Origin of the sequence: Microaerobacter geothermalis (assembly GCF_021608135.1) — a bacterium.
GTDB lineage: Bacteria > Bacillota > Bacilli > DSM-22679 > DSM-22679 > Microaerobacter > Microaerobacter geothermalis.
Genome location: NZ_JAKIHL010000009.1, coordinates 1 through 22,644, shown reverse-complemented (window position 1 = coordinate 22,644; position 22,644 = coordinate 1). Strand labels below are relative to the sequence as shown.

The following is a 22,644-nucleotide window of genomic DNA, read 5'->3' as shown; positions in this document are numbered from 1 at the left end:
TTTTTCACCCAAAAAATAAAATCAAAAATACTTAAATGTAGAGCTGACACTCCACGATTTAAGTAGTAATCTGATGGAATATTCAATTCATTATATAAGTTAAAGATTAACATAGAAGAACGGTGGTTGTAAACCATATTTTAGCCTTGTTGAGGTTAAGGTTGCCTTCTCCGATTCTGTGGATGAACAATACTTGGACGTGTATTCATAGTTGGCGTAGACGTACGAACCAACACGGAAAGCAATGCCTTCCCATTAAAGGGAATAAACGGCCAAAGATAAGGTGTATTTAATGAGCGTGTCATTGCCAGAATCAATATAACAAAAGTAACACCCAAGACAAACCCAGGTACTTTAAGAAAAGCAACCATTAGTAACAAAAAAATGCGAAACACCTTTGTTGCAACGCTTAGCTCATAGCTAGGAGTGGCAAACATCCCTAATGCAGCGACAGATATATATAAAATAACCTCAGGTACAAACAACCCCACCTTCATTGCTACTTCTCCGATAAGGACAGCCGCAATCAATCCCATAGCCGTGGCAAGAGGGGTAGGGGTATGAACCGCAGCCATACGCATGATATCAATTCCTAACTCCGCAATGATAAACTGCAGATAAATTGGGATTTTACTGGTGTCTTTAGGTCCAATAAATTTTAGTCCCTCTGGAAGCAAAGAGGGATCCATAACAAATAACAGCCACAATGGTAGAAGAAACAGTGAAGTAAGCATCCCCAAGAATCTTACCCAACGAAAATATGCACCGGTAACCGGCGTCTGTCTATACTCTTCGGCATGCTGGACATGATGGAAAAACGTCGTTGGAGTAATCATAATACTTGGAGAGGTATCCACATAGATCAAAACGTGGCCTTCCAGAAGATGTATGGCTGCCACATCAGGTCTTTCGGTATACCTGACCAGCGGAAACGGATTCCAGTTTCGTCCGACAAGAAATTCCTCAACCGTTTTCTCCGCCATAGGGATTCCATCAATCTTTATTTCGCTTAGTTTCTTTTTTATGGTTTTAACCAATCCCGGGTCTGCCACATCTTGAAGATAACCGATACATACATCCGTCTTCGACCGCTCTCCGATTCGCAGAATTTCCATCCTTAACCGTTCATCCCTGATTCTTCTTCGGGTTAATGCTGTATTTACGATAATATTTTCCGTAAATCCATCCCTGGATCCGCGAACTACCCTTTCCGTATCCGGTTCTTCAGGATTTCTTCCAGGAAAAGACTTGGCATCAACAATCAGCGCTTCTTCTTCTTGATTAATCAGCAGAATTACAGCCCCAGACAAAAGTTGATCAACCAGTTCATCCATTGTTTTTACGATTGTGACCTGCTGATGGTTTAAGTAACGTTTTAGCAAATGCTGTAGAACCTTTGGTACTAGATTTTCTCTTTTTACATCGGCCAGTTCTCCCAAAATTGGAACCAAAGCTAAATCATTGGCAAAACCCTTAATGTAATAAAGGCACATTTCCTTATCACCGATGTTTAATTCTTTCGTTCCGATATCAAAATTGGCATCAAGACCTAATCGATCCTTTAAAATTTTTTTGTTGTCTTCCAACTTTTTTTGGATGTCCTTGCTTTCTTTTTTCAATATAACCACTCTTTTCTAAAATGAGTTGGATTGCTTTTTTTGTAATGGGAGCTCCTTTTCTAAAATCATCTTTCCCCTCCATTTTTCCAATGTCTCCAATTCCTATGACAAGGGGAATTGAATATCGGCTTAACGTATCTACTGTATCTCCATATACTCGGGGAATTATCCCTATTTCTTCTTGTCCATCCTTGTTTACACCTTGTGAAATAATTTTCCCATCATTAGTAATCGAAAAATCGACCCTCGCTCCATCTACGTAAGGAGTATTTGAAGCAACGGCAATTGCCCCAATCACAAAGATATCAGGATGACTTATTACAGTTTCCATAGCCTGTTCCCCATAACCCATATCCTCTTGACCATTATCATCAAACATGACAAGAACGGGATCGTAGGGAGTTTTTTTTATTTCCCCCACCAATTGTTCTCCGGTTAATGGACTTGGATTGCCTGCAGAACGGGAGATACAACGACATTGAAGTTTCTTGGCCACTTCTTCAACTGCTTTTCTTGCCACCTCATCTCCATCTGTCACTATAATGACCTCCCTTTTCCCATTTTTACTCAAAGTAATCCCTCCTTGGCTAACGGTTGAATACCATCCACTGAATCAATGATCCGAATATTTTCCCAAACACCATCGCCATCAAAAAGTATAATACTTTCTCTTGCATTGATATTCGCTTAGCTAAAATGGGAAGAACATTAAGAACCTCTGTGAGTGCAGCTGCCAATAACCCGATATATATTCCTGCAAATACCCCTATTATAGCGGTCCATAGTTTCCATACATGAAAGGTCCATTCCAAGAATCCCCATAGTGACCCAAATAAAGCTCCTAAAATTACGGCGCCTTCATACCATCGAATGTAATGATATGAATGGGTGACTTGGCATAATCTAGGAATCACATCAAGGACAGTCAAAAATGCAACGAACCCTCCTCCTACGGCAATTCCTCCACTAAATCCAAAGAAAATCAATAAAATGGATTTAATCATGGGTGTAATCCCTTCTATTCTCCTTGTTTTCATGAAGGATTAAATATTGATCCAAATTTTGTTGGTATAAAAACATTTCTACTTCTAGAGGGCTTGGTTCCTCATTTAACCGTTTCTTGAAAAGATGATTAAAAAAAAGGATCATCCCTACTCCAATTCCAATGGAATAAGGAATTTGAAGGATTAGAGGGTTATTATTATCTTTTCCGGTTAATAAGGAAAAAATTTTGCGATGAACCTCCGGCATACTAACATCAGTATGAAAATTCATGATGGTTAGTCCGGACCCCACAAATAATAGAACCCATACGAATAAAACAGCTACAAACGGAGGCTTTTTTTTTCTTGAGACGACTTCCACAATAGTTTGTGTTGGCCCAAGGGACTCAATTTCTATCTCAGGTTCTATTTCTCTGATTTTTCTTATCACTTGAAGTAAATCCAAGATCACAAATTGACCTTCAGAAGGATGAGGAGTATGGATGATCATATTTTCCAATTTAGTTTGCATTCCTTCATGAATCGTTAGAATTTGAGCGATTTCAGCCAATCTGATTTGATGGTCTGGCGAAACCTTTATCCTCGCCCGAAGACGTATATATGTTAACTTAGACATCCAATTCCCCCTTTCTATGGTTAGTGTGTGATTTTTTTCGTTACATTAAACAGGAACCCTTACTTTATTTCTCTAAAAAAGCCTGTATAAAAAATCTTTAAAAGTGTAAAAAAAGCGGGGATTGTGTATCCCTCGCCTTTTTTACACTTTTAGACATAAGAGTAACTTGTTATTTCTCAATTTGTGCTTTTATTGTCTTCAAAATCTTCTTTTCCAATCTGGAAACCTGTACCTGGGAAATTCCAAGTCGTTCTGCTACCTCAGATTGAGTTTGATCCCGGAAATATCTTAAGTAAACGATCAGCCTTTCCCTTTCTGACAATTGATTAATAGCTTCTTTTAAAGCCAATTTATCAAACCACTTTTGACCTGAATCATCTGCGATTTGATCCATGAGGGTAATTGGATCTCCATCATTCTCATAGACCGTTTCATGAATGGATGTTGGAGCACGTATTGATTCTTGGGCAAATACCACTTCTTCAGGTGTGATATCAAGGTCCTCTGCAATTTCCTTTATAGTGGGCAGTCTCCCTAATTTTTTGGATAAATCATCTTTCGTTTTTCTTATTCGATTCGCTAATTCTTTAAGTGACCGACTAATCTTTACCGTACCATCATCTCGGAGAAATCTCTGGATTTCCCCAATAATCATGGGAACAGCATAAGTGGAAAACTTTACATCGTAGCTTAAATCAAATTTATCAATGGCCTTTAAAAGCCCAATACAACCAATCTGAAATAAATCATCGGCTTCATATCCCCGGTTTAAAAATCGTTGGACTACAGACCATACAAGGCGTATATTGGAATTGACCAAAGTATCTCTTGCTGAGGCATCCCCCGCTTGACTCTTTTGGATCAGTTCTTTGATCTCCTTATCTGCGAAATGAACTCGATTTGATCTTTTTTCCTCAATATGTTCCATAACCATTCTCCTATTTACTTACAACGTGACTGTTCGTCAAATGCTTTACCATCGATACTTTTGTTCCAATTCCAACCTCTGTCATAATCTCTACCTTGTCCATAAAATTTTCCATAATGGTAAATCCCATTCCAGATCTTTCTAACTCTGGTTTTGTGGTAAAAAGAGGTTGCTTTGCTTCCTCTAAATTAGCGATACCCACACCTTTGTCCTCAATGACAAGATAAACCGTTTGGTCTTCTAAAGTTGTATGAATGATCACTTCACCATCAGGACTATTTTCATATCCATGAATGATTGCATTAGTTACCGCTTCGGACACCACGGTCTTAATTTCTGTCAACTCTTCTAGCGTTGGGTCAAGCTGGGACACAAAAGCTGCTACGGCAATTCTGGCAAAAGATTCATTTTCACTGCGGCTGGAAAACCGAAGTTCCATGAAATTGCTCATGACGCCACCCCCAAGCTGATTAAAGCTTCATGTTCATTTTCCTCAATTCGTAATATCTTGAACAAGCCGGATAGTTCAAACAAACGGTAAATGGTGGGATGGACAGAGCAGACAACCATTTCTCCTCCTTTTTGGCTGATTTTCTTATACCTTCCTAAAATAACTCCTAGTCCAGAACTATCCATAAAACTTAATTCTTCCAGACTTAAAATCACATGGGTAATATCCTCTTTTTCAATAACAGTTTCCACTTTCTCCCGTAAATGATCGGCAGTATGATGGTCTAACTCTCCAGACAATCGCACGACCAGAACATGTTCTCTTTTTTCAAGAAATATGCATAAACTCATTAGATTCACTCCTTCTTCCCATTAAATTAACAGCTACATTCTACACTTGATTCACCAATTCCTGCCAGGCGACAAAAGAACAAAAAAATCGAGAAACCATGTCGGATTATGGTGCCTCGATTCTTAGGTGCAATGGGTTATATTATTGTAAAAACATCCGTTTGGCCGTTCTCGTAATCAATTCCCAGGTGCTTGCCTTATTTATTTGTTTTTCGGCAACCAGATCAATCGATGAAATTTCCCTCCCATCCTTCTTCACTACGATTTTCCCAACGATTCTCCCCTTATCTATAGGAGCAGGAATATTTTCTTCAATCTGAATTTCTTGTTGATAGGCTTCCTCCTTTTCTCCTTTTTTCAACAATATACTAAAGTTTCGAGGAACAATCACATTTACTTTTTCTTCTTTTCCTTTGTCGACAGCTACGGACTGGACCACTTGGCCTTTAGTGTATAAAGATACGTTTTTGTATTGACTGAAGGCAAAATCTAACATTTGGGCTACTTCTTTATTTCTTACTTTTGAGTTTGGTTCACCCATTACTACGGCGATCACCCTCAGGGAATCCCTTTTTGCCGTAGCCGCCAAGCAAAATTTGGCTTCACTTGTATATCCCGTTTTTAAGCCGTCTACTCCAGGGTAAAATCTGACCAATCGATTGGTATTCACTAACCAGAATGGTCTGTTCGTATCTTTTCTTAGATAATCTTGATAAATCCCCGTATATTTCGTAATAAGGTCTTCATATTTTAAGAGTTCCCTCGACATGATGGAAATGTCGTAAGCGGTAGTATAATGATTTTCTGCAGGGAGACCGTTGGAATTTGAAAAATGGGTGTTGTTCATTCCTAACTGTTTGGCTTTTTCATTCATTTGTTGAACAAATGCTTCTTCCGTCCCTGCTATATATTCGGCAAGTGCGATGGAAGCATCATTGCCTGATGCTACTGCTACGCCCTTTAATAAATCCTCAACGCTCATTTCTTCTCCGGGCTCAAGAAAAATCTGTGATCCCCCCATTGATGCAGCATATTCACTGGCCCTCACCTTGTCAGACAGACTAATCTTGCCATTATCGATGGCTTCTACCACCAACAACATAGTCATTATTTTTGTTATACTGGCTGGAGGCAGCTTCTGATTCCCATTTTTTTCATAAAGTATGGTACCTGTATCGCTATCTATCAAAATGGCTGATATCGCTTCAGGTGCAAGGTTTACGGATTTTTCATCAGCTAATCCAATGGTTGGCCATAAGATGGTTAATGCCAGTGCGATGAAGACTACTTTCCATTTTCTCATCTACTTCCCTCCAATCTTTCCTTTCTATTGTTTCCCAAATAAAAAGAAATATTCCCGGAAGATCGTCCGGGAATATCTGATTTCATTCATGAACCAACGTTTTTATCCGATCACTTTATATATAATTGGGAATGGTAGAACCGGAGTGGCAGAATAGGATATGGCGTCCTTAAACTTATTGATGATTCCTTCGGAATATTGGTTGTTTACATGAAGAATTGCAATTTCCTCCCCTTTCGTGACGGAATCACCAACTTTCTTCAACAACTGTATCCCTACTCCATGATCAATAGTATCATCCTTACGCTGCCTTCCCGCCCCTAAAAGCATTGCACAGGTTCCAATCTCTTCAGCATCCATTGCTGAAATATATCCGTTTTCATCTGAGAAAATAGAAATTTGTTTTTTTGCACCCAACAATTTTTCAGGGTTTTCTACCGTCTTCCCATCACCACCCTGAGCTACAACAAATTGTTTAAACTTCTCCAATGCCTTTCCGCTGTTAAGCGCTTCTTGCAACATTTCCACAGCTTGATTTTCGTTTTCCGCTTTTTTAGCCAATAAAACCATTTGTGCTCCTAGAGATAAACACAACTTCGTAAGGTCTTCAGGACCCTTTCCCATCAACGTATCGATAGCCTCCTTTACTTCCAAGGCGTTACCGATAGAGAAACCAAGGGGCTGGTTCATATCGCTAATAATAGCTACCGTCTTTCTGCCCACGCTTTCACCAATATCAACCATCGCCCTGGCCAGTTCTTCCGCATGTTCTATCTTTTTCATAAATGCTCCGGTTCCAACTTTAACATCTAGGACGATGGCATCCGCGCCAGAAGCAATTTTCTTACTCATGATGGATGAAGCAATAAGGGGAATGATATCAACAGTAGCTGTTACATCTCTTAATGCATATAACTTTTTATCTGCTGGGGTTAAATTGCCGCTTTGACCAACCAATGCCAAACCAATCTCCCTTACTTGCTGAATAAACAGCTCAGAGGATAATTCTGTATGAAATCCAGGAATAGACTCCAATTTATCAATCGTACCACCTGTATGTCCCAATCCCCTTCCAGACATTTTTGCTACCGGTACACCAAGGCTGGCTACTAATGGGGCCAAAACCAAAGAGGTTTTGTCACCCACTCCTCCGGTACTATGTTTATCCACCTTAATCCCATCAATAGAAGATAAGTTGATTTTATCACCGGAATTGACCATGGCCCAGGTTAACTCAGCCGTTTCTTCTTTATTCATTCCTTTAAAATAGATAGCCATGGTAAGGGCAGACACCTGATAGTCGGGAATCTCTCCCTTTGTAAATCCGTCAATGAAATAGCTGATTTCCTCTTTGGTGAGAGGGTAGCCTTCTTTTTTCTTTTGAATAAGATCGATCATTCTCATAAATAATCCACCTCAGAAACTACGGCTTTCACTAACTTTATAAATTTGGGTTTTGCCCGGTTTGCCACCTCAACCACCTGTTCGTGGGTGAGAGGTTCAAGTTCATCACCGATCGCCATATCGGTTATACAAGTGATTCCGATCACCTTTAATCCTGCATGGCTTGCAACAATCACTTCAGGAACAGTGGACATTCCTACTGCATCCCCTCCCAATTTGGCCAACATGGTTAATTCAGAGGGAGTCATATAAGCAGGACCGCTAATTCCGGCATAAGTTCCGGTTTGGACTGGTATTTGAAGCCGTTCGGCTACTTGTTTCACAAAAGAAACCAGTGATGGGGTATATGCTTGGGACATATCAGGAAATCTAGGTCCCAACCGATCGTCATTAGGTCCTATTAACGGATGATCACCGGTAAAGTTAATATGATCCTGAATAATCATCAAATCACCGGGCTGAAAATTCCGGTTCATTCCGCCTGCCGCATTGGTAACAATCATTAACTGAACCCCTAAAAACTTCATGACATAAACGGGAAATGTAACTTCTGACATGGTGTAACCTTCGTAATAGTGAAAACGTCCCTGCATCACCACAACCGGTTTTCCATCAAGAGTTCCAATTACCATTTGTCCGACATGTCCCTCTACTGTAGAAACAGGGAAATGGGGAATGGCTTCAAAGGGGATTTTTACAGGATCTTCAATTTCGTTGGCCAGATCCCCTAAACCAGATCCCAAAATGAGACCAATGACTGGCTTAATTTTTATCTTTGACAATATGTACTCCTTCGCTTCGATGATCTTATCATACTTGTTTTTCATTCGATCTCTTCCTTTCATTAAAGTTTCTATTTATTCCATGTTGGCTACTACACCTTTAACAAGTTGGATAAACTGGGATTTCACCCGATTGGTGGTTTCCATAACCTCTTCATGGGATAAAGGTTGCGGCAATATACCTGCTGCCATATTGGTAATACAGGAAATGCCCAAGACTTCCATATTACCATGTTTGGCGACAATCACTTCGGGAACCGTAGACATACCAACGGCATCAGCTCCCAATATTCGAAGCATCCGAATTTCAGCGGGTGTTTCATAGCTTGGCCCTGTCAGTCCCGCATATATTCCCTCCACTAAAGTTATCCCTTGGGTTTTAGCTACTTCTTTTGCAATCTTCCCAAGTTTTTTTGAATAAGCTTCTGACATATCCGGAAAACGGACTCCTAAGCTGGGATCATTCCTTCCAATCAACGGATTTCTAAATGTCAAGTTTAAATGATCCTTAATTAGCATTAATGCTCCCACTGAAAATCGTTCATTTATCCCCCCTGCAGCATTGGTAACAATCACTTTATCGATTCCTAATCCTTGCATAACCCTTACCGGAAATGTTACAGCCTCCAGTGAATATCCTTCATAGTAATGAAATCTTCCTTGGAAAGCCAATACGTTTTTCCCTTCTAATTGACCTACCACTAATTGCCCCTTATGGCCTTCAACCGTAGAGACTGGAAAATGGGGAATTTCCCCATAGGGAATGACAACGGCATCCTTCAATTCTTCCGCCAAACTTCCCAAACCAGAACCTAGGATTAAACCAATGGTAGGGTCTACTTTTATTTTCTCTTTCAAGCAAGCGGTTGCTTCCATAATTTTATTCATATCAACGGCTCCTTTCTTCACATTTCTTGCCACACATGTTCTGTACGAAACCAAAATTTCCAATTCCATCGAATAGAGTTCGACATAGAAACTTACTTACGATCAATTTGTTATATCTTAGCTTCTCTAAATAAGGTTAGATAAACTGAGTAGATGTTATAACAAATTTTTTAAGAAACTGTTTCCGATCATAGGTTTCATCAAACGAAAATTCTCAGCAATGGTAGCACCGATATCTGCAAAAGATGAGCGCACACCTAAAGAATATCCCCGTTCAAATCTTTTGCTGTAAACTAGCAAAGGAACATATTCCCGAGTATGATCTGTTCCATGATGCACGGGATCGTTCCCATGATCAGCTGTAATGATTAGTAAATCATCAGAATATAGATGATCTAATATTTCCTCCAATCTTCTGTCAAACTCCTCCAGCGCATTTGCATAGCCCTCAGGATCTCTCCGATGTCCGAATTTAGCGTCAAAATCAACTAAATTTACAAAGCTTAATCCGGTAAAATCTTTCTTCATGGTTTCAACCATTTTGTCTACGCCGTCCATATTTGTCTTGGTTTTTATGGACTCAGAAATCCCTTCACCAGCATAAATATCTGATATTTTCCCAATCGCTATTGAATCAAGGCCAGAATTGACCAAATGATTCATCACTGTCGGGTGCGGCGGTTTAACTGAAAAATCCCTGCGGTTGGCTGTTCTTTCAAAACGTCCTGGGCTTCCAATGAAGGGGCGAGCAATTACTCTGCATACAGCATGATCATGATCCATTGTCATCTCTCTGGCTACCTGACAAATACGGTATAACTCATCAAGGGGAATTATCCCTTCATGAGCTGCAATTTGAAAAACACTGTCTGCTGAAGTGTATACAATCACATCTCCTGTTTTCATATGCTGTTCACCCAAATCAGCAATAATTTCAGTACCTGAAGCCGGTTTGTTTCCCAGCACACCTCTGCCGATTTTTTCTGAAAAAGGCTTTATTAATGAATCCGGAAATCCTTCAGGATACGTTTTGAATGGAATTTCTGTTTGAATTCCCATTATTTCCCAATGCCCGGTTGTTGTATCTTTTCCAACAGATACTTCTGCCATTTTTCCATAATAGGCAGAAGGTACCTCTACTCCCGGAACTCCCTTTATAGAAATAATGTTTCCAAGACCAAGTTTTTGCAAATGGGGCAAGTGAAGACCCCCAACCGCTTCTGCCGTATGTCCAAGAGTATTTGCCCCTCTATCATCATACTTATCTGCATCTGGTAATTCTCCTGCACCTACACTATCCAAAACAATTAAAAATGTGCGTTTAAATGGATACAACTTTATCTCCTCCTTATAAAATATATAATTCCCGTTATGTTTCTTTTCACATCCCTAAGATCAAGATGTCAGATGTCAGACAAGATAGTATATACGCAACGCAAAGAAGCATTCAGTCCTGTCTATTACGCTCTTGGATGGGATCTCGCGTATACTTCCTTTAATCTGGTTTTCGTAATATGAGTATAGATTTGTGTTGTTGAAATATCAGCATGACCCAACATCTCCTGAACCGCCCTTAAGTCTGCGCCATTTTCTAAAAGATGGGTAGCAAAGGAGTGTCGCAGGGTATGCGGTGTGATTTCTTTCTTGATTCCTGTTGACTTGGCATATTTTTTGATAATTTTCCAAAATCCTTGCCTGGTTAATCTTTTTCCATGATGATTTAGAAAGAGGGCATCCACCTCAACTTTTTTTTTCAGATGTGGACGACTCCTCTCTAGGTAATACGCCATCATCCTTATGGAAACCTTACCCAATGGTATAATCCTTTCTTTAGATCCCTTGCCAAAACATTTAATAAAACCCATTCCGAGGTTAACATCTCCCAGATTAAGAGAAACTAATTCCGATACCCGAATTCCAGTAGCATAAAGCAGTTCCAACATTGCTTTATCACGCAAACCTAGAGTATCATCAAGGGATGGCGCATGGAGCAACAACTCTACCTCTTGAACCGATAATACTTTTGGCAGTTTTTTATCGATTTTAGGTGATTCCAGATGTAGCGACGGATCCTTCTCGAGAATTCTCTCCTTGGTGAGGAATTGATAAAATGAACGAATAGACACCAGATTTCTTGATATGGTTGAAGTCGCTTTTCCTTTTTTCTGTTGATCCATTAAGAAAGAAATAATATGGGTTCTTGTTGTGTTTTTAATATCTAAATGTTGATCTTTTAAGTAAGAACAATAAAGCTTAATATCCCGGTCATATGATTCGAGAGTATTATTTGAAAGCCCTTTTTCCACCGAGAGATAATGAATAAATTGACTAATATATTTCTCCATTCTCTCTACTCCTTCTACACTCTTCCCCATCAAATTCTTCATGAAAGATTAAATTCCTTCTTTAATTTATCCTCCCATCCAAAAAAATAAAGCAAGCCGCTTCAAAAATAAAAATAAACCGCTTGCCTCCATTTCTTTTTCATTCTGAAATATGTAATTTTGGAATACCTTGACTGCATCTCCTTTTGGTTCGTGGTAGGGATGAAAAGGCATTAGAACATCATTCATAAATACAACAAGGCTATAAAAAAAAAGGGTGCAGACAAAAAATATTGCAATTAATTTCATCCATACCTTTAACCTTTTAAGTGAGATGATCATAAAATCTCTCCATTCTGGGCATTTATTACCATTTTACACGAATGAAAAGATTTTTATTCAAAAATTGTTGCTTGATTACTCAATCGTTACTTTCCTTACAGCTTGTTGGGATGACTGGGATTTTTCCGAACTGCAATCTTGACAAATCCCATGAAAGGTTAGCCGATGATCCAGGATTTCAAAACGAAATTCCTTTTGAACCTTCTTCTCAACATCCTCCAACAAATCTTCAATAATCTCATCCACTTTCCCACAACGAATACAAACCAGATGATGATGATGATGGGCAGCATCCTCTGCACGAAATTCATATCTTGCAACACCATCACCAAAATTTATTTTGTGAATAATCTTAAGTTCGCTTAATAATTCAAGAGTTCTGTATACAGTAGCCAAACCGATTTCAGGGGCTTTATCCTTCACAAGCATATAAACATCTTCGGCAGATAAATGATCTTCTTCATTTTCTAATAACACGCGAACAGTAGCTTCCCTTTGCGGGGTTAACTTATAATTATGAGAATAAAGCTGCTGTTTTATCCGATCTATTCTCTCTTCCACCTGCTACCCCTCCCCAACAACAAGTACTGTAAGTTCACACGCACTACAAGTTTATTTTATTATAGAGGAGACAACAAAATAAAGTCAAATTTAATTATTTCTATTTAATAATAATTATTATATTATCAACTCCATGACAGATTGCATTAGTTTTGGTGAAACAAATGATTCAAATAATGTAGCAACTAAAAACAATATTCCCATCACTAAAACCAATGTAGTATAGGAAACAAAATGTTGGGAAAGGGTTCCACGCCTGGGAGAAAACTGATTTTTCATCAATTTAAATGAAAATGATATTCCGGCAACCCCTATAATAATTAAGGCAGGAACAATAATTAAATTTTGTGGAACAATGGAAACAAAAGCAAACCATAACCCATTCCATGAAAGTTGAGAAACAAGAAAAGAAACAGAAAACCCTATAGCTAATCCTTTCAGAAAAATAAATACTAGGATTAAAGGCAGACCAATAATAGACAAGCCCAGTATCCAAATTAAACCTAAATATTTAAAGTAATGACCGGCAGTATTCACGAATGCCGCTCTAGAATCTCCTTCAACACCCTTATTCAATTCATTAAAAAATTGGCTTAAATAAACAAGCAAATCCTGCTTTTGCAATTCTGTTAAGGCATTTACAATGACAGCACCAAATATAACTCCCATCATAAACAGTACAGTTGAAAACACATAAAGGATGAGATGATTTTTTAAATGAAGTTGAAAAAAAAATCCCCATCGTTTCCCCATTGCTCTCACCACCTTGTCCTATATGTAACAATGTATGTAGGTCAAGGTGAAATATGCCTCTTATTCCACAACATGATCTTCCCACATATCCCCGCCTCACCTTCATAAAAATTTTTCATCCCCTTTTGTTTTCAGCCGGTAGTTTTCCCAAACATAAAGCGCCAAAATCGTTTTAGCATCTATTATCACCCCGCTCTTCAAAAGATCCTTTGCTTCGTCCCACGTGATTTCCACCAGTTCCACGAACTCTCCATCATCCGGAGCGTTTTCTCCCTTCACAAGTTGGTCCGCCCAAAACAGATGGATGATTTCATCAGCAAATCCTGGTGAAGTATAAAAACTGGCAATATGAAGCAAACTTTTTGCCGTATAGCCTGTTTCTTCCTGGAGTTCCCGTAGGGCACATTCCTCTGGTTTTTCGCCTTTTTCTAATTTTCCGGCAGGGATTTCAATAATGGTTTTTTCCAACGGCTTTCTATATTGTTTAACCATTACCATTTGATCTTGATCAGTGATTGCAATGATAGCCACTGCACCAGGATGATTTACAATCTCTCGGGACGATATTCTTCCATCAGGCATCTCAACTTCATCTAGCTTTAAAGAAATAATTCTTCCTTCATAAATCGTTCTTGATGTGATTGTTTTCTCTTCAAATGACATAGAAAAACCTCCTTTTGAATAATTTGTACAATTTACTCATAAAGTTGAAGTATATCAAAACAAATATCGTAATCGTAAATTTACCTGTACAGGATATACTAATAGAAGGAGGGAAACAGGAAATGAAAGTGTATATAGGGTCAAAAGAGTTGCGAATAGTTGGGAAATGCTGGGAAATTAAAAACAAGTTAAAAACGCTTTCCAATGATTCTTTAACTCTTCATCAATATTTAAAAACCACGGTTAACGATTGTATAAATAGTACGCCCCTCTGGCCGAAGTGATTACGCTCAAGAAATAATCGAGATCTTTTTTATAATCTCTATTCATCGTTGTAATGGGCAAGGGATATTTTGACAGGATAAACTCCAAATCTCCCAATAATTCATCTTCTTCAGCAGAAATATTTATTATATGATGCTTATTTTCCAGATCATAATCTTTTATCTGCCGAGAGATGATTGGATGATTTAAGTGGTGTTCCCATATCGGAAGGTATGCGGGCCGAAGAGAAATAAGGGATAGATTCGTCAGGGTATGGTGACTTATCCCATGATGCCGATTCCTATGATCAGAAATACTGATTCTTGGAACAAACACAGGTTTACCATTTAATACGGATACTCGATTTATATTTTCTCCCTGTTCGACTCCAGTATGTCCGTAAATGGTACCAGTTCCAACAATCCCTGGCCCCATCCCAACGATGATCATATCGGGATTCCAATATTTCTTCGCCGCAAGTAATGCCGAATAGACTGTGACCGCTTCCATTTCTCCGCCAAATGCATGACCCACTGTCACTACTCCTTTTATCCACCCCAACTCCCTTAGGGCTTTTACATGTCTGCTTAGGTATACAGGAAGTGCTCCTCCATCAGTCATAATATATACGATATGAATGGATGGGTTTAATTTCTTTAATGTGGAAACCAGTATTGGAAGAGCACTGTGGATTTCTATCAATAAAATAGGCATCCCCTCAAGTTGTTCATTTTGATCAGACTGACCAGACTTTTCATTTTCCCTTTCCTCAATGCAGTTTACCGCAAACTGATATGGCGTATATCTGAGTTTCATAATATGTCCGTTACCATCTTTACGCAGATTAGGATTGGACAAATTGCACATCACCATATGATAGCCTCCTGTACCTAAAGAAAGATTGACGGCTGTAGTGTTTACCAAAACCTGATCACCACAATTACAGTGACCTGTAAACAAAGGGTAGTTATATGCTCTTTCAAAACTAATTATTTGATTATCCCTCTTAATCTCAACCATGATCTCCTCAATTCCCTCCCATTGATCCACCAGTTGAATCACGGTTCCTCTTTCAATATCCAGTTTCAATGGTTATGCTGCCCCCTTCCCCATCAAATTAAATCTATCCCAATCATATTTAAATCAGTTGAACGGGAACGTGGGTTGATTTCCACTTTTCAGTCACTCCTTGCAGTTCCGCTTCGTTTAATTCCATTTTGATATAATCTGTGTAAAAAATTTCAATTTTTAATTGATTATCATTAAAAAAACGAACATTTGAAAACTGCTCCAGATCCAGCCAATTGTCAAAAAAATGAAAGCGGTCTTCTGTCATCGGAGCTTTAAACAATCGACTTATGACCGCATTTCCTTCCTTTTTCTCAATGATATTCTCCTTTGTTGCTCCCAGTCTTAATAAACAATCCACAGATTTTTCCAAACCCATCTTTTGGGCCAACAGGTAGTCAGAATACTCCACTTCGAAATGGGTAATAACATCTTGTAATGACTGCAAAACACCATAAAATAATTTTCTAATAACCAAATTGGATGGAGACCAAGGATGTTCTGCAAAATGAAAGATTACTGTCCAATGGCCATCCGCATTTTTTTTCTTTTTAAGCCGCAAGTGCGTCATAAGAATCCCCCCTACTCTCTTCTATCTTCATCGGTTTTTGTCATTCTTGAATACAGATTGGGGAAAAGGCGATGAAAATCAAGGATGATAAAAGCAAGGATACTGGCGAATAAAGTAGGAATATACATTCCGGAACTAATCATCAAACCAATAGCAGAGGCAACCCAAATACCCGCTGCCGTGGTTAGTCCCTTAATAGTTCCATTATTTTTAATAATCACACCGGCCCCTAAAAATCCTACACCCGTAACCACTTGGGCAGCAATTCGCCCCGGGTCATAGGTAGGGCCCAAGGTAGGAAATCCGTAAATGGAAGTCAAACCAAAAATGGTAGAACCGAAACAAACCAGCGTATAGGTTCGAAATCCCGCCGCTTTGGGAGCATTCATGTCTTTAAAGGAACGCTCTCTCCCTAATCCCATTAATACCCCCACGAAGAACGACAATACTAGCCGAAAAATAATGGTAAACATATCGCTTTGAAAAAAATCCTGAAGCATACACAAACCTTCCTTCTGCCCATTATATCCAATACTTCACCTTATCATAGCAGGTTTATCCATATTATATATTATAAATTATAATTCCTTCGAATTAGAGGTGAAAAGGATGATCAGAAGTTTTAGTGGCGGTAAGCTATCGGATAAAAATGAAAAAAGAGAATGAATTGTATTTACTAATGACACTTACTATTGTAGTATAAATTTGGACAGTTAATTTACAAAAAATTATCTATATTTGGAACATTTATTAGTATTTCAACCGTAAATAACGTTAATATAGTGTTAACTTAATGCTCCTATAAATTGTTGGGTTTTACAGGAATTTTGCAACTCAAAGTCAGAGGGCCAAATTTTTTGCAAACCAGGAAAGGTGTTGTTCAAAAATTTATTATTGAACAACTTCTAAATAAACGAAGGAGTGTTGGTTATGGAGTATTCACCATGTTGTCAGGACAGAAAAACGGTGAAGTATGTATCAGATTATCAATATTGTTGTGATGATGACTATGATTTGCAAATTCCTGTTGAATTTTGTTCTAAATGCGGCAAACTGTTAAGTCCCAACATATTTAACACAACTTGATTCTTCAATGTTTTCATTTTTCCCGTGTTTGTATTGATGTTATGGCTGGGGTCCTTCGCATTGAAGCAATATATAACACGGGAGTGAGCATATAAACGCCCATCCCCGTTGATGAAGTTATACTGCTTGCTTTTCAATGGGGAATACAGCGTTAAAAACTATCAACAGGGGGGAAGACGGAGAAATAAATATTTTTTTCAATTTATACTTTGATAGAGAGGGAGAGGGAAAATGCAACTTCAAAAAACCATTGTCCGAAATACCAAAGCTGAATTTGTTGTTGACTTGGTTGAATCGGTAAGTGGAGTATTGCTTGTTTTATTTTTATGGACTCACATGATTTTTGTGGCGACAATATTATTTGGTGTTGATCCTTTTAACGCATTGGCTAAATTTTTAGAAGATTATTATTTACTCCCAGCCGCTGTTGTATTTATTTTACTTGTTTTTTTGGCTCACATTGGGTCCGTTCTGAAAAGAATTCCTGGACGTTGGCGTGAACAAAAAATTGTTTGGAATCATGCTAAAACGATCAAACACGGAGATACCTGGTCATGGTTATTTCAATGTGTTTCTGGCCTGGCTATTCTCATTCTTGCTTCTATCCATATTGTTCTTGTTGTATATGGTGGAATTGATGCGAAATTGAGTGCAGATCGCGTCAATTCACCTATCTTATGGATATATCTGCTTTTATTATTCTTTGGCGAATATCATGCTAGTATCGGCCTCTACAGAATTGCTGTTAAATGGGGTTGGATGAAGCGTCAATCGATAAAGAAAGTATTAAGCTTTGTCACATTTGCTCTTTTAGCATTAGGCCTTGCAACTCTGTGGGTCTTCTATACATTGGGAGGTGCAGCATGAGCAATTATGATATTTTTTCATCAGACGTATTAGTTGTTGGAGCAGGGTTGGCCGGTGAACGTGCAGCTGTTGCTGCAGCTGAAAAAGGCTTGAATGTAATTATCCTAAGTTTGGTTCCTCCTCGCCGTTCCCATAGTACAGCTGCCCAAGGGGGTATGCAGGCTTCTTTGGGGAACAGTGCAAAAGGTTTGGGAGACAGCCCTGATGTCCATTTTGTCGATACCGTTAAAGGTTCTGACTGGGGCTGTGAGCAGGATGTTGCAAGAATATTTGTAGAAAATGCTCCAATTGCCGTTAGGCAAATGTCCTATTGGGGTGTCCCCTGGAACCGAGTCGTTGCCGGAAAGAAAATTCTCCATGATGGAACTGAAATAGAAGATAGCCCTGAAAAAGAAGGATTGATTACAGCCCGTGACTTTGGAGGAACAGCAAAATGGCGGACGTGTTATACTTCAGATGGTACCGGACACACCCTTCAATTTGTGATGGACAGCATCGTGATTAAACTGGGTATTACTGTCCATGACAGAACCGAAGCAATCTCTATTATCCATGACGGAGACCGCTGCTACGGCGTGGTGGCCCGTTGTCTAAGGACGGGTAAACTTCGCGTCTATACTGCTAAATCGACTGTGATTGCAACAGGTGGTTATGGTAGACTATATGGCGCTTCCACCAACGCGATTATCAATGAAGGTAGCGGTATGTTTATCGCTCAAGAAACCGGGGTTGTTCCCCTTGGAAATATGGAAGCTGTTCAATTTCATCCTACTGGAATTGTTCCATCATGGATTCTTGTTACCGAAGGGGCCCGCGGGGATGGAGGTTACTTAAGGGATAAGAATCTTCACCGTTTCATGCCAGACTATGAACCTGTCAAGAAGGAATTGGCTTCCCGTGATGTCGTATCTCGACGGATGATGCAGCATATTCGCAAAGGATATGGCGTTGAAAGCCCCTATGGAGAGCATCTATGGCTAGATATTCGTCATTTGGGAGAAAAGCATATTAATACTAACCTACGTGAAATTGCGAACATATGCCGCAATTTTGCCGGAATCGACCCTGTACACGATTTAATCCCTGTCCGTCCTACCCAACACTATAGCATGGGTGGTATAAGAACCAATGCTCAAGGTATGGCTTATGGTCTTGAAGGATTGTTTGCCATCGGTGAGGCGGCTTGTTGGGATCTTCATGGCTTTAACCGTCTCGGAGGAAACTCATTGGCTGAAACCGTTGTCGCCGGTATGGTTATCGGTGAAGAAATTGCAAAATACACCAAGGATGCTTCCTACAACGTTTCTACGAAACTATTGGATGAATTTGTCGGTCAACAGGAAGATCGAATTGATGCGCTTATCAGTAATCGCAACGGCAGTGAAAATGTATATGAGATCCGCCGTGAAATGGAAAAGACCTTAAGTACCTATGTGGGGATTTTCCGAAATGGAAAGGATTTGCAAACTGCAGTTAATAAACTAGATGAATTGTATCAACGTTCACTTAAAGTTGGGATTCGTTCTGGCGGCAAGGGTGCTGATCCGGAATTGGCTTCAGCTCTTCGTATAAAGGGTATGGTCCGACTGGCCTATTGTATAGCTGCAGGTGCCCTTAACAGAACTGAGAGCAGAGGCAGCCATTTCCGTGAAGATTATCCAAAACGGGATGATGCAAACTGGCTCAAAAGAACTTTAGCCTACTGGCCTGTTGGGGCATCTAAACCAGAATTGAAATATGAGCCTGTAAAAATCACTGAATTGCCTCCTGGTGACCGTGGTTACGGGGAAGCAAGCGCTCAAGCTAGTGCAGGAAAGGCATGAGAATTATTTTCCCTTTGACTGGAGGAGAGAACATATAAGGAGGTAAAATCATGAGCAATCGCCTATTAACATTCAATATCTTCCGCTATGATCCAAATACGCCAGAAATCGAGCCTAAAATGCAGAAATTTCAAGTAGAAGAAGAAGAAAGAATGACTCTGTTTATCGTGCTAAATAAAATACGGGAAGAACAGGATCCAACGTTAAAGTTTGATTTTGTATGCCGGGCAGCAATCTGTGGTTCCTGTGCCATGCTGGTGAACGGGAAGCCAACGTTAGCTTGTAAAACCTTGACTAAAGACTTGCCAAATGAAACAACTTTAATGCCACTTCCCGCCTTTAAATTATTGGGTGACTTATCTGTAGACACTGGAACCTGGTTCAGGGAAATGTCAATCAAAACTGAAGCTTGGGTCCATACGGATAAAGTCTTCGATCCAAAAGCTGAAGAAGAGAGAATGAGCAATGACCAGGCATTGGCTATTTATGAGGCCGAACGTTGTATCGAGTGCGGGTGCTGTATTGCTGGTTGTGCAACTGTAAATATTCGTCCGGACTTCTTAGGAGCAGCAGGTATTAACAGAGTGGCACGATTCATGCTGGATCCTCGGGATGAAAGAACTGAACAGGAATATTTTGAAGTGGTTGGATCAGATGATGGGGTATTTGGTTGCGTTGGCCTCATGGCATGTGATGACAACTGTCCTATCGGCATCCCGCTTCAGGGTCAACTCTCTTACGTTCGCAGAAAGATGGCCGTTGCCGGCTGGCGCAGATAACAACGAAAATTTCCTTTATTCTTAAAAAAAGGGAGCCCAATCCGGGCTCCTTTTCTCTTTCCCACTGTTTGTTCAATCAATAAGAATCTTATTCCTTGTTGTCATTCGTGACGATCATGTTATTGTTCAGGTTGTTCGTATTCTCTGCTATACGGATTATATTTTGGCTGATCATCTCCAGGTGCCTTGAGGTCTTTTCCAAAGAAATTCGGATGGAGTTTAAGGCATACAATATAAAAACCCATACTCCGATAACGACAATAAACCATAAAAATCCAAATCCCATTGCCGGCCAATTCCAACCCATCATAATGCAACCTCCTTCGAGTTAAATGCGATAGATTATCTTTCCTTGCTACCTTTTATTACATGATTACATGCTACCTTTATTACGTCTATATGTGCCGACGGTTTCAAAAAATTGATATTTCACATGTTACTTAAAATCCTGAAAAATGGATCATAAGGATTCTTCGATAATGGCCACGACTAGCTCTGTTGCCTTAACCAATTCTTCAATAGAAATTCTTTCTTTTGTGGTATGAATTTCCTCGTATCCAATGGCCAGATTTACCGTAGGGATTCCATATCCATTAATGACATTGGCATCACTGCCCCCTCCGCTTGATTTAAGTGATGGAATCCGCCCGATTTTTTCTACCGCTTTGCTGGCCACTTTAACCACATGATCTTCTTCTCCAAATTTAAAGGCAGGATACATGACCTCCCAATGAAATTCAACCTTTGCTCCCGCTTCTTCTGCTGCCTCATCAAAAGCCTGTTTCATCTGATCCACCTGTTTTTCCATTTTATCCACAACCAGGCTTCTTGCCTCAGCTAAAATATCCACGCGATCACAAACAATATTGGTGGCTTGTCCTCCTGAAAAACGGCCGATATTGGCTGTGGTTTCATGGTCTATCCGACCCAAAGGCATTTTTGAAATTGCTTTAGATGCGACATTGATGGCACTGATTCCATCCTCGGGATTCACACCGGCATGGGCTGACTTCCCTAATATGGAGACTTCTATCTTAGCCTGGGTTGGTGCAGCTACAATGATCTCCCCAACCTTTCCATTACTATCCAGGGCAAATCCGTACTCTGCTTTAATTAGAGAGGCATCTAACGCTTTAGCCCCCTTCAATCCCGACTCTTCTCCGACGGTGATGACAAATTGAATGGAAGGATGGGGGATGTGGTTCTCTTTTAATAACCGGATGGCTTCCAACATGGCAGCAATTCCTGCTTTATCATCACTGCCCAAAATCGTCGTTCCATCGGAAGTAATATAGCCATCCTTCACCTGAGGTTTTATCCCCTTACCCGGAACCACCGTATCCATATGGGAAGTAAAGTAAATGACTGGGCCCGCTGTTGTTCCTTCAAGTGTCGCCACAAGATTGCCTGCTCCATGGCCGGTTTTGCCTTTTGCCTGATCTTCGACTACCTGCAGGCCCAACGAAGAAAATTTATTTTTCAGGACCATTGAAATGGCACCTTCATGTCCTGTTTCGCTGTCTACCTGGACAAGTTCCATAAACTCATCAATCAGTCTCTGTTGATTAACCAATTGAATTCCTCCATTCAACAAGGTTTTAGAAAGTTTTAAACCGCTTCCATTTATCACCTTACCATGTTTTTGAACCATTTGAAAGGGCTGTTTTTATCCGTAAATAAACGCAATTATAACAACAAATAACAAATTTGTTATTTCCAATACTTTCTTAATGTTTCAAAACGCATGGCCCCCATGTTTGAAACAGGCTCCTGGCGGAGCAAGTATTGCTTGCTGTCCTTTATGATTTTGCGCTGCTGCAGCTGCTGATATTTTCCCGCATCCTGCCAAACGGATGTATCCTTGGGGCTGGAAACAAATTTAATCTCATAGGACCTCATCAATCTTTATCTCTCCTTCTAAAGAACTGTAATACAGCGTTATTTTATAGGTACGGAACTAAACTTACATGACCCGCAGGGTCACAAATTCTCATGAAAATAATTCCATCCAGTAGTTACCTAGTTACTGTATCATCGTCATCTTCTCATAATGGAAATTGAACAGGGGAATGGTAAGTCGTAAATCTTTATGGTGGTAGCAATATCAGACCCCGCGAACTAAACGGACAGCATCGATCATTGAGCACAAATTCCTGTTGCTGCGAGCACGAATATCAAATTACTGTTTGTCTCTGATC

At 39.7% G+C, this 22,644-nt stretch carries 27 protein-coding genes; 4 read left to right on the top strand and 23 right to left on the bottom strand.

Annotation, left to right across the window (positions count from 1 at the left end; all coding sequences use genetic code 11):
* Positions 1-155: 155 nt before the first annotated feature.
* The 17 genes from L1765_RS05700 to L1765_RS05625 form a co-directional block, all read right to left on the bottom strand.
* Positions 156-1,619 carry a spore germination protein gene (locus L1765_RS05700; protein WP_268928730.1) on the bottom strand — a complete coding sequence of 488 codons (1,464 nt, stop codon included), beginning with the start codon at positions 1,617-1,619 and terminating at the stop codon, positions 156-158.
* Complete coding sequence (locus tag L1765_RS05695) at positions 1,543-2,190, bottom strand: stage V sporulation protein AE (protein ID WP_236405680.1); 648 nt, start codon at positions 2,188-2,190, stop codon at positions 1,543-1,545. The genes L1765_RS05700 and L1765_RS05695 overlap by 77 nt, the downstream gene beginning before the upstream one ends.
* 16 nt (positions 2,191-2,206) lie before the next feature.
* Complete coding sequence (locus L1765_RS05690; protein WP_236405679.1) at positions 2,207-2,623, bottom strand: stage V sporulation protein AB; 417 nt, start codon at positions 2,621-2,623, stop codon at positions 2,207-2,209.
* The gene (locus L1765_RS05685; protein ID WP_236405678.1) at positions 2,616-3,239 is read right to left on the bottom strand and encodes a stage V sporulation protein AA; all 624 of its coding nucleotides are present in this window, start codon (positions 3,237-3,239) and stop codon (positions 2,616-2,618) included. Before L1765_RS05685 ends, L1765_RS05690 begins: the two co-directional genes overlap by 8 nt.
* A 169-nt stretch (positions 3,240-3,408) precedes the next feature.
* Positions 3,409-4,167: an RNA polymerase sporulation sigma factor SigF gene (gene sigF / locus L1765_RS05680; RefSeq protein WP_236405677.1), complete on the bottom strand. Its 759-nt coding sequence runs from the start codon at positions 4,165-4,167 to the stop codon at positions 3,409-3,411.
* A gap of 10 nt (positions 4,168-4,177) precedes the next feature.
* Complete coding sequence (gene spoIIAB, locus L1765_RS05675) at positions 4,178-4,618, bottom strand: anti-sigma F factor (protein ID WP_236405676.1); 441 nt, start codon at positions 4,616-4,618, stop codon at positions 4,178-4,180.
* Positions 4,615-4,968 (bottom strand): anti-sigma F factor antagonist, encoded by a 354-nt coding sequence (gene spoIIAA, locus L1765_RS05670; RefSeq protein ID WP_236405675.1) that lies wholly within the window; start codon positions 4,966-4,968, stop codon positions 4,615-4,617. The genes spoIIAB and spoIIAA overlap by 4 nt, the downstream gene beginning before the upstream one ends.
* A 142-nt stretch (positions 4,969-5,110) precedes the next feature.
* Positions 5,111-6,271 carry a D-alanyl-D-alanine carboxypeptidase family protein gene (locus tag L1765_RS05665; RefSeq protein ID WP_236405674.1) on the bottom strand — a complete coding sequence of 387 codons (1,161 nt, stop codon included), beginning with the start codon at positions 6,269-6,271 and terminating at the stop codon, positions 5,111-5,113.
* A 102-nt stretch (positions 6,272-6,373) separates the two neighbouring features.
* Positions 6,374-7,675 (bottom strand): pyrimidine-nucleoside phosphorylase, encoded by a 1,302-nt coding sequence (locus L1765_RS05660; protein ID WP_236405673.1) that lies wholly within the window; start codon positions 7,673-7,675, stop codon positions 6,374-6,376.
* The gene (locus L1765_RS05655) at positions 7,672-8,502 is read right to left on the bottom strand and encodes a purine-nucleoside phosphorylase (protein WP_236405672.1); all 831 of its coding nucleotides are present in this window, start codon (positions 8,500-8,502) and stop codon (positions 7,672-7,674) included. Before L1765_RS05655 ends, L1765_RS05660 begins: the two co-directional genes overlap by 4 nt.
* Before the next feature lie 30 nt (positions 8,503-8,532).
* Entirely contained in the window at positions 8,533-9,345 is an 813-nt protein-coding gene (locus L1765_RS05650; protein ID WP_236405671.1) for a purine-nucleoside phosphorylase, read from the bottom strand.
* A 156-nt stretch (positions 9,346-9,501) separates the two neighbouring features.
* Entirely contained in the window at positions 9,502-10,680 is a 1,179-nt protein-coding gene (gene deoB / locus L1765_RS05645; RefSeq protein WP_268928729.1) for a phosphopentomutase, read from the bottom strand.
* A gap of 125 nt (positions 10,681-10,805) precedes the next feature.
* Positions 10,806-11,690, bottom strand: a complete 885-nt coding sequence (xerD, locus tag L1765_RS05640) for a site-specific tyrosine recombinase XerD (RefSeq protein ID WP_236405736.1) — start codon at positions 11,688-11,690, stop codon at positions 10,806-10,808.
* 66 nt (positions 11,691-11,756) lie between these two features.
* Positions 11,757-12,011, bottom strand: coding sequence for a DUF4227 family protein (locus L1765_RS16190; RefSeq protein ID WP_407942207.1), 255 nt, complete (start codon positions 12,009-12,011; stop codon positions 11,757-11,759).
* Between the two features lie 75 nt (positions 12,012-12,086).
* Positions 12,087-12,572 carry a ferric iron uptake transcriptional regulator gene (gene fur / locus L1765_RS05635; RefSeq protein ID WP_236405670.1) on the bottom strand — a complete coding sequence of 162 codons (486 nt, stop codon included), beginning with the start codon at positions 12,570-12,572 and terminating at the stop codon, positions 12,087-12,089.
* 117 nt (positions 12,573-12,689) lie between these two features.
* Positions 12,690-13,325, bottom strand: a complete 636-nt coding sequence (spoIIM, locus tag L1765_RS05630; RefSeq protein ID WP_236405669.1) for a stage II sporulation protein M — start codon at positions 13,323-13,325, stop codon at positions 12,690-12,692.
* A gap of 102 nt (positions 13,326-13,427) precedes the next feature.
* Entirely contained in the window at positions 13,428-13,988 is a 561-nt protein-coding gene (locus L1765_RS05625) for an NUDIX hydrolase (RefSeq protein ID WP_236405668.1), read from the bottom strand.
* Between the two features lie 122 nt (positions 13,989-14,110).
* Between L1765_RS05625 and mciZ the strand changes: the two genes are divergently transcribed.
* The gene (mciZ, locus tag L1765_RS16185) at positions 14,111-14,272 is read left to right on the top strand and encodes a Z-ring formation inhibitor MciZ (protein WP_407942206.1); all 162 of its coding nucleotides are present in this window, start codon (positions 14,111-14,113) and stop codon (positions 14,270-14,272) included.
* On the opposite strand, the gene L1765_RS05620 is transcribed toward mciZ, so the two are convergent.
* The 3 genes from L1765_RS05620 to L1765_RS05610 are packed head-to-tail and all read right to left on the bottom strand — an operon-like array spanning position 14,232 to position 16,391.
* Positions 14,232-15,341 (bottom strand): DUF3866 family protein, encoded by a 1,110-nt coding sequence (locus L1765_RS05620; RefSeq protein ID WP_236405667.1) that lies wholly within the window; start codon positions 15,339-15,341, stop codon positions 14,232-14,234. The two genes, mciZ and L1765_RS05620, sit on opposite strands and share 41 nt — an antisense overlap.
* Positions 15,342-15,390: 49 nt before the next feature.
* A complete protein-coding gene (locus L1765_RS05615; protein ID WP_236405666.1) occupies positions 15,391-15,891 on the bottom strand; it encodes a hypothetical protein in 501 nt (166 codons plus the stop codon).
* 11 nt (positions 15,892-15,902) lie between these two features.
* Positions 15,903-16,391, bottom strand: a complete 489-nt coding sequence (locus L1765_RS05610) for an MgtC/SapB family protein (protein WP_236405665.1) — start codon at positions 16,389-16,391, stop codon at positions 15,903-15,905.
* A gap of 817 nt (positions 16,392-17,208) precedes the next feature.
* Between L1765_RS05610 and L1765_RS05605 the strand changes: the two genes are divergently transcribed.
* The 3 genes from L1765_RS05605 to L1765_RS05595 are packed head-to-tail and all read left to right on the top strand — an operon-like array spanning position 17,209 to position 20,446.
* On the top strand, positions 17,209-17,844 hold the full coding sequence (locus L1765_RS05605) for a hypothetical protein (RefSeq protein ID WP_236405664.1): 636 nt from the start codon (positions 17,209-17,211) through the stop codon (positions 17,842-17,844).
* Positions 17,841-19,667 carry a fumarate reductase flavoprotein subunit gene (locus L1765_RS05600; RefSeq protein WP_236405663.1) on the top strand — a complete coding sequence of 609 codons (1,827 nt, stop codon included), beginning with the start codon at positions 17,841-17,843 and terminating at the stop codon, positions 19,665-19,667. The genes L1765_RS05605 and L1765_RS05600 overlap by 4 nt, the downstream gene beginning before the upstream one ends.
* A gap of 50 nt (positions 19,668-19,717) precedes the next feature.
* Complete coding sequence (locus L1765_RS05595) at positions 19,718-20,446, top strand: fumarate reductase iron-sulfur subunit (protein WP_236405662.1); 729 nt, start codon at positions 19,718-19,720, stop codon at positions 20,444-20,446.
* 88 nt (positions 20,447-20,534) lie between these two features.
* Here L1765_RS05595 and L1765_RS05590 read toward each other — a convergent pair whose 3' ends face one another.
* The 3 genes from L1765_RS05590 to L1765_RS05580 form a co-directional block, all read right to left on the bottom strand.
* On the bottom strand, positions 20,535-20,756 hold the full coding sequence (locus L1765_RS05590; RefSeq protein WP_236405661.1) for a hypothetical protein: 222 nt from the start codon (positions 20,754-20,756) through the stop codon (positions 20,535-20,537).
* 150 nt (positions 20,757-20,906) lie between these two features.
* A complete protein-coding gene (locus L1765_RS05585) occupies positions 20,907-22,019 on the bottom strand; it encodes a M20/M25/M40 family metallo-hydrolase (RefSeq protein ID WP_236405735.1) in 1,113 nt (370 codons plus the stop codon).
* A gap of 137 nt (positions 22,020-22,156) precedes the next feature.
* Complete coding sequence (locus L1765_RS05580) at positions 22,157-22,348, bottom strand: hypothetical protein (RefSeq protein WP_236405660.1); 192 nt, start codon at positions 22,346-22,348, stop codon at positions 22,157-22,159.
* Positions 22,349-22,644: the final 296 nt, after the last annotated feature.